Source organism: Mesorhizobium sp. P5_C1 (assembly GCF_054049815.1).
Map to the genome: position 1 here is coordinate 1 of NZ_JBFULQ010000285.1, position 7,140 is coordinate 7,140.

Genomic DNA, 7,140 nt, shown 5'->3' on the forward strand with positions numbered 1-7,140 from the left:
GCGCCAGACCCGAGGCCGGAGCATGGCGTGTGCTCGGCTGGGACGCTGCCGGCCGGGTCGTTGCGGCCGGTCGGGACGCCAGCCTGTTCAAGGCGGGCGACGATGTCTTCTATTCCGGCGCCCTGGCGCCACAAGGCACCAATGCCGAATTCCATATTGTCGATGAGCGCCTTGTCGGCCGCAAACCCGGCTCGCTCGGCTACGCGCAGGCGGCGGCCCTGCCCTTGACGGCGGTCACCGCCTGGGAGGCTCTGTTCGACCGCCTCGATGTCAGGAAACCTGTCGCTGGCGCGGCTAAGGCCATTCTGATTATTGGCGGCGCCGGCGGCGTTGGCTCGATCGCGGTGCAGCTGGCGCGCCAACTGACCGATCTGACGGTGATCGCCACCGCATCGCGGCCCGAGACGCGGGACTGGGCGCTTGGGCTCGGCGCTCATCAAGTCGTCGATCACTCCAGGCCGCTCGCCGCCGAAGTCGCAGCCCTTGGTCTCGGCGCACCTGCCTTTGTGTTCTCGACGACCAACACCGACCGGCACTTGGCCGAGATCGCCGAACTGATCGCGCCGCAAGGCCGTTTCGGGCTGATCGACGATCCCAAATCGCTCGACATCAATTCGTTCAAGCGCAAGAGCGTCTCTGTGCATTGGGAGTTCATGTTCACCCGCTCGATGTTCGAGACGCAGGACATGGCCGCGCAGGGCGAGCACCTCAACGAATTGGCCCGGCTTGTCGACGCCGGGACCATCCGCACGACGCTGGGCGAGACCTTCGGTCCTATCAATGCCGCCAATCTGAAGCGCGCCCACGCGCTGATCGAGACCGGCAAGGCCAAGGGCAAGATCGTGCTGGAGGGGTTCTGAAGGGCGGCGCTATTTCTGCAGGAAGGCCGCGATCTCGCTGAAGACGCTGACGAACATCTCCTCGGTCAGCACACCTGTGTTGGTGTTGTAGCGCGAGCAATGATAGCTCGAAAACAGCGTGATGCCCCCGGCCGGCAGCTGCCCGCCATGCTTGAACGGATAGGCGGCGACGCGCCCACCCAGCGCGCGCACCGTCGACTGGTGCGCGATCGACCCCAGCGCCAGCACGGCGCGCAAATTGGGAAAGCGGGCGATCGTCGGCACCAGGAACGTCCGGCACGTGGCAATCTCGGCGCCCACCGGCTTGTTCTCCGGCGGCACGCAGCGCACCGCATTGGTGATCGCCGTGCCGACCAACTCCAGTCCGTCATCCGGCCGCGCCTTGAACTCACCGCGCGCAAAACCGTGCGAAATCAACGTCGAGTACAGCAGGTCGCCGGCATAGTCGCCGGTGAAGGGCCGTCCGGTGCGGTTGGCGCCGCGCAGGCCGGGCGCCAGCCCAACGATCAGAAGCCGGACGGCGTCGTCGCCATCGGGTGGCAAAAAAGTCGGCACCGGCGCGTTGAACCAGGATGGCTCACGTTGCCGCCATTCGGCGATGAAATCATGCAGCCGCGGACAGAGCAGGCAGTCGCGGCCGGGTTCGGAGATGGAAAGGGCGGTCAACGCGACCGGCCTCAGTAGTCGTCCTCGTCGACTTCGGCCGGCTCGGGCCGGCGCATCGGCCGCTCGGACGGATCGCGACCGACCTCGTTCTTCAACGTTGTCAGGTCAATGAAATGGTCGGCCTGGCGGCGCAGGTCGTCGCTAATCATCGGCGGCTGAGAGGCCATGGTCGAGACGATCGACACCTTGCGGCCACGCCGCTGCAGCGCCTCGACCAGCGTGCGGAAATCGCCGTCGCCGGAAAAGATGACGTAATGGTCGACGACATCGGCGAGTTCCAGCGCATCGACAGTGAGTTCGATGTCCATATTGCCCTTGATCTTGCGGCGGCCGGTCGAGTCGGTGAATTCCTTGGCCGGCTTGGTGACCACCTTGAAGCCGTTGTAATCGAGCCAGTCGATCAGCGGACGGATCGAGGAGTATTCCTGATCCTCGACCAGCGCGGTGTAGTAGTAAGCGCGCAGCAGGTAGCCGCGCTTCTGGAAGCTCGACAGGAGCTTGCGATAGTCGATGTCGAAGCCGAGCGCGCGCGACGTCGCGTAGAGATTGGCGCCGTCGATGAATAGGGCGATTTTTTCACGAGGGTCGAACATGGAAAATAGTCCTTTTCGAAATAATCGGCCGTCTAACGAAATGCGATAGCGACTATCGGTCAGGCTCATAATAAACCGGCTGACCTTCGCGCTATCCGAGATAACGCCAGTTTCACGGCAATCCAAGGGCGTGTTGGCGAACTGCAAGCAATTGTGATCGGGCGCCGAACCGATGGATGCAGCCTGATTTTGCCGATCGGGTGTTTAAATGAAGGGATTGGCGGCCCTGCGACCCCGCCATTGCCATGATGCTTGTGTTTTGGCGGCGTTCGGGTTAAGGACCGCGCCTGATTTCCATCAAATCCATCGCATGAAAGGGGCAGTCCATGGCCCGCGTAACCGTTGAAGATTGCATCGACAAGGTCGACAACCGCTTTGAGCTGGTGCTCCTTGCCGGCCACCGTGCCCGCCAGATCAGCCAGGGCGCGCCGATCACCGTGCCGCGTGACAACGACAAGAACCCGGTCGTGGCGCTGCGCGAGATCGCCGACGAGACACTGTCGCCCGACGACCTCAAGGAAGACCTGATCCACTCGCTGCAGAAGCATGTCGAGGTCGACGAGCCCGAAGCCGATGGCGAGGCGATTGCCGACCAGACCGGCGCCACAGTCGCGGCCACCGATGCCGACGACGCCGAGGAGAACATCACCTTCGACYGGATGACCGAGGAAGATCTCCTGGCCGGCATCGAGGGCCTGGTGCCCCCGGAAAAGAGCGACGACTACTAAGCGAGCCTCCGTTCTGGAGGTCGCTGGAACAATCTTCCGCACTTCCGTATCGGCAGTTTCGTGGCTATCTATGACATGCGCCGTACAGCAGTGCGGCGCATGATTCATTTCACCGCTGCGAGATCCCGCCCATGATGCGTCAGTATGAGCTTGTCGAGCGCGTCCAGCGCTACAAGCCTGACGTCAACGAGGCGTTGCTCAACAAGGCCTATGTCTATGCCATGCAGAAGCATGGCCACCAGAAGCGCGCTTCCGGCGATCCTTATTTCTCGCATCCGCTCGAAGTCGCCGCCATCCTCACCGAAATGCACATGGACGAGGCGACGATCGCGGTCGCCCTGCTGCACGACACCATCGAGGACACCACGGCGACGCGGGCCGAAATCGATGAGCTGTTCGGGCCCGAAATGGGCAAGCTGGTCGAGGGGCTGACCAAGCTCAAGAAACTCGATCTCGTGTCGAAGAAGGCCGAGCAGGCGGAAAACCTGCGTAAGCTTCTGCTGGCGATTTCGGAGGATGTCCGCGTCCTTCTGGTCAAGCTCGCCGACCGTTTGCACAACATGCGCACCCTCGACCATATGCCGGAGGCCAAGCGCCTGCGCATCGCCGAGGAGACGATGGACATCTATGCGCCGCTCGCCGGGCGCATGGGCATGCAAGGCATGCGCGAGGAGCTGGAGGAGATCGCCTTCCGCTACATCAACCCGGAAGCCTATCGCGCCGTCACTGCCCGGCYCGCCGAAATCTTCGAGCGCAACAAGGATGTGCTGTCCGAGATCGAGAAGGCGTTGTCCGCGCTGTTCGAAAAGCATGCGATCAAGGCCAGCGTGAAAAGCCGTCAGAAGAAGCCGTGGTCGGTGTTCCGCAAGATGGAGGCCAAGGCCCTGTCCTTCGAGCAGCTGTCCGACATCTTCGGCTTCCGTGTCGTCGTCGATACGGTGGAGGATTGTTATCGCGCGCTCGGAGCCATCCACACCGCTTGGTCGATGGTGCCCGGCCGCTTCAAGGATTACATCTCGACGCCGAAGCAGAACGACTATCGGTCGATCCACACCACCATCGTCGGGCCGTCGCGCCAGCGCGTCGAGCTGCAGATCCGAACCCGCGAAATGAACAAGATCGCTGAATACGGCGTGGCAGCGCATTCGATCTACAAGGACACCGGCGGCAAGACCAACGGCGCCGCCCATGCGATCTCGAAGGAGACCAACGCCTATGCCTGGCTGCGGCGCACCATCGAGCAGCTTGCCGAGGGTGACAATCCGGAAGATTTTCTCGAAAACACCAAATTGGAACTGTTCCAGGACCAGGTGTTCTGCTTCACGCCGAAAGGCATGCTGATTGCACTGCCGCGAGGTGCTACGCCCATCGATTTCGCCTATGCCGTGCACACCGATGTCGGCGACACCTGCGTCGGCGCCAAGGTCAACGGCCGCATCATGCCGCTGATGACGGAACTGAAGAACGGCGACGAGGTCGAGATCATCCGCTCCAAGGCGCAGGTGCCGCCGGCGGCCTGGGAATCGGTCGTCGTCACCGGCAAGGCGCGCTCGGCCATCCGCCGCGCCACCAAGAATGCCATCCGCAAGCAGTATTCGGGCCTCGGCATCCGCATCCTGGAACGCGCCTTCGAGCGCGCCGGCAAGACCTTCACCAAGGAGAGCCTGAAGCAGGTGCTGCATCGGCTGGCGCGCAAGGATATCGAGGACGTGCTGGCCTCGGTCGGCCGTGGCGAGCTCGCCTCCACCGATGTCATGAAGGCGGTATTCCCCGACTACAAGGACGAGCGTGTCACCACCGCCGCGCCCAAGCAGCGCGAGGAGGGCTGGTCGAAAATCCGCAACGCCGCCGGCATGCTGTTCCAGATTCCGGGCCGCGCGGCGCGCAAGGACAAGGACCAGCCGCGCGATGGCGCCGTGCCGATCCGCGGCGTGCGTGGCGACCTGCCGGTCCGTTTTGCGCCGGAAGGGGCGGTGCCTGGCGACCGCATCGTCGGCATCGTCCAGCCCGGCACCGGCATCACCATCTATCCGATCCAGTCGCCGGCGCTGCAGGCCTTCGACGACCAGCCCGAACGCTGGATCGACGTGCGCTGGGACATTGACGAGCGCACCAAGGAACGGTTTCCGGCGCGCGTCTCGGTCACCGCCATCAACGCGCCGGGTTCGCTCGCCGATATCGCCCAGGTCGTTGCGTCGAACGACGCCAACATCCACACGCTGTCGATGGTCCGCACCGCGCCCGACTTCACCGAGATGCTGATCGATCTCGAAGTCTGGGATCTGAAGCACCTCAACCGGCTGCTGTCGCAGCTCAAGGACAATTCGAGCGTCAGCGRCGCAAGGCGTGTCAACGGCTAGACCATGATCCCGAAAAGTGGGGACCGGTTTTCGGAAGAGATCGTGGTCAATCAAGATGAGGCAGAAATGAACACCGATGAAGTGCTGGGGATTTTCCGCGAAGCAGGTGCTGTTCTCGAAGGGCATTTCATTTTGACCTCGGGCCTGAGAAGCCCGGTCTTCCTGCAGAAGGCGCGCGTGTTCATGCATGCCGACAAGACCGAGCGGCTGTGCAAGGCGCTGGCCGAAAAGATCCGCGCTGGCGTGCCGGGCAAGATCGACTACGTCGTCGGTCCGGCGATCGGCGGGCTGATCCCAGCCTACGAGACCTCGCGCCATCTCGGCGTGCCGGCGATATGGGTTGAGCGGGAAGGGGGCGAGTTTCGCCTGCGCCGCTTCGAGATCGCCAGCGGTGCGCGCGTCGTCATCGTCGAGGATATCGTCACCACCGGCCTGTCGATCCGCGAAACCATCGAGTGCCTGCGCGAGCTTGGCGCTGAGGTGGTTGCCGCCGCCTGCATCATCGACCGTTCGGCCGGCAAGACCCATGTCGGCGTGCCGTTGATCGCGCTCGCCGAATATGAGGTTCCAGCCTATCCGGCCGACCGGCTGCCGCCGGAGCTGGCCGCCATACCGGCGGTCAAGCCCGGCAGCCGCAATATTTGACCCATGCGTGCCGCCCAAAAGTGTGCAGCGGTTTTGGGTTAACGACATGCATGAAAACAAATTGGCGATGATCGCAGGCATCGATCATTTCGTGCTGACGGTCGCTTCGCTGGACGTGACCTGCGCCTTTTATCAGCGCGTGCTGGGTTTTGAACGCATCGATGCGCCCGGCCGGCCGACAGCGCTGGCTTTCGGCACCCAGAAGATCAATGTGCACGAGGTGGGCCGCACCTTCGAGCCGAAGGCGAAGGCGCCGACGCCCGGCTCGGGCGACTTCTGCCTGATCACCGACCGGCCGCTGGGCGAAGTCAGCACCCGTCTCTCGGCCAATGGGGTGGTGGTGGAACTCGGACCGGTCGAACGCGTCGGGGCTCGTGGTCCGATGATGTCGGTCTATTTCCGCGACCCGGACGGCAATCTGGTCGAGGTCAGCGAATATTTGCCGTAGCCGCCGCGCCTTTCGGCCATACGACAAATGCCGGTTCCTTAAATTCGCCGCGATTGTCCAATGTTCGATGCGAGGAATGCCATCCCGCAAGGGCGGCAACAAGCGCACGCCAAGCAGGCGGCGTTGGTTGTTCTCCTGCCAGCGCGTCGCTATATCAACGTGGCGATTGCCATCGGGGGATCGTCAAGCGCAAGATAGTGCTGTTGCGCCCGGCTGAAAGTGCCGGCGCGGGAGCTGTGAAACGGGTACAGAGTGCTTTTTCGACGCCGCAAGCCTGATGGCCTTATCGAGCGGGTGCGTACCTATTTGTGGCCGCGCCGCTCGTTTTCGCGCTCGCTTCAGTATTTCTCCAAGCGCATCCTGCGGCTGAAGGCCACACCGCACGCCGTGGCGGCCGGTGTCGCCGCCGGCGTCTTCGCCTCGTTTTTTCCCGTGGGCTTTCATTTCGCCATTGCCGCCATCCTGTGCTGGGTGATCGCCGGCAATCTGGTGGCGGCGGCCCTTGCAGCGGTTTTCTTCGGCAACCCGCTGACCTTTCCGCTGCTGTGGGGCGCCTCCTGGGAAACCGGAAAGCTGATCCTGCATGACCGCCTGCCTGCGCATGGCCCACCGGCGCATCTGGGCGAGATGCTGCACAGGCTTTCCTTCGCGCAATTGTGGAAGCCCGTGCTCGAGCCGATGCTGATCGGCGCGATCCCGCTCGGGCTGGTGTTCGGCCTCTTGTTCTATGGCGTCACGCGCTGGGGTATGAACGCTTTCCGCGAGCAGCGACGCAAGCGCCTCGCCGAGCGCGCAAGCCGGCATGGGCAATCGTCTCATCCCGGCGGAAGCATTGGTTCC

8 protein-coding genes are annotated in these 7,140 nt (G+C 63.3%); 6 read left to right on the plus strand and 2 right to left on the minus strand.

The features are described 5' to 3' along the window. Nucleotides 1-860: zinc-binding alcohol dehydrogenase family protein (locus ACXJ7R_RS20495; protein ID WP_457153438.1), on the plus strand; the 860-nt coding region annotated here is incomplete at its 5' end. Nucleotides 861-869: 9 nt separating this feature from the next. Here the strand turns inward: ACXJ7R_RS20495 and ACXJ7R_RS20500 are convergent. Continuing rightward, nucleotides 870-1,526, minus strand: coding sequence for a uracil-DNA glycosylase (locus ACXJ7R_RS20500; RefSeq protein WP_457153439.1), 657 nt, complete (start codon nucleotides 1,524-1,526; stop codon nucleotides 870-872). 11 nt (nucleotides 1,527-1,537) lie between these two features. Next, nucleotides 1,538-2,119: a LabA-like NYN domain-containing protein gene (locus ACXJ7R_RS20505; RefSeq protein WP_095086599.1), complete on the minus strand. Its 582-nt coding sequence runs from the start codon at nucleotides 2,117-2,119 to the stop codon at nucleotides 1,538-1,540. Nucleotides 2,120-2,445: 326 nt separating this feature from the next. Here ACXJ7R_RS20505 and rpoZ point away from each other — a divergent pair, with 326 nt between their 5' ends. From rpoZ to ACXJ7R_RS20530, 5 genes are all read left to right on the plus strand, one after another. Further along, nucleotides 2,446-2,847 (plus strand): DNA-directed RNA polymerase subunit omega, encoded by a 402-nt coding sequence (gene rpoZ, locus ACXJ7R_RS20510; RefSeq protein ID WP_457153440.1) that lies wholly within the window; start codon nucleotides 2,446-2,448, stop codon nucleotides 2,845-2,847. 131 nt (nucleotides 2,848-2,978) lie between these two features. Further along, nucleotides 2,979-5,207, plus strand: coding sequence for a RelA/SpoT family protein (locus tag ACXJ7R_RS20515; RefSeq protein ID WP_457153441.1), 2,229 nt, complete (start codon nucleotides 2,979-2,981; stop codon nucleotides 5,205-5,207). 66 nt (nucleotides 5,208-5,273) lie between these two features. Next, the gene (gene pyrE, locus ACXJ7R_RS20520; protein WP_095086590.1) at nucleotides 5,274-5,852 is read left to right on the plus strand and encodes an orotate phosphoribosyltransferase; all 579 of its coding nucleotides are present in this window, start codon (nucleotides 5,274-5,276) and stop codon (nucleotides 5,850-5,852) included. Between the two features lie 46 nt (nucleotides 5,853-5,898). Next, nucleotides 5,899-6,300 carry a VOC family protein gene (locus ACXJ7R_RS20525; RefSeq protein WP_457153442.1) on the plus strand — a complete coding sequence of 134 codons (402 nt, stop codon included), beginning with the start codon at nucleotides 5,899-5,901 and terminating at the stop codon, nucleotides 6,298-6,300. 252 nt (nucleotides 6,301-6,552) lie between these two features. Further along, nucleotides 6,553-7,140, plus strand: a 588-nt coding sequence (locus ACXJ7R_RS20530; RefSeq protein ID WP_457153443.1) for a DUF2062 domain-containing protein, incomplete at its 3' end; no start/stop codon positions are given.

Coding starts and splice junctions, on each gene's coding strand:
- ACXJ7R_RS20525 (WP_457153442.1), top strand. CDS start 5,899: ATGCATGAAAACAAATTGGCGATGATCGCAGGCATCGATCATTTCGTG.
- pyrE (WP_095086590.1), top strand. CDS start 5,274: ATGAACACCGATGAAGTGCTGGGGATTTTCCGCGAAGCAGGTGCTGTT.
- ACXJ7R_RS20505 (WP_095086599.1), bottom strand. CDS start 2,119: ATGTTCGACCCTCGTGAAAAAATCGCCCTATTCATCGACGGCGCCAAT.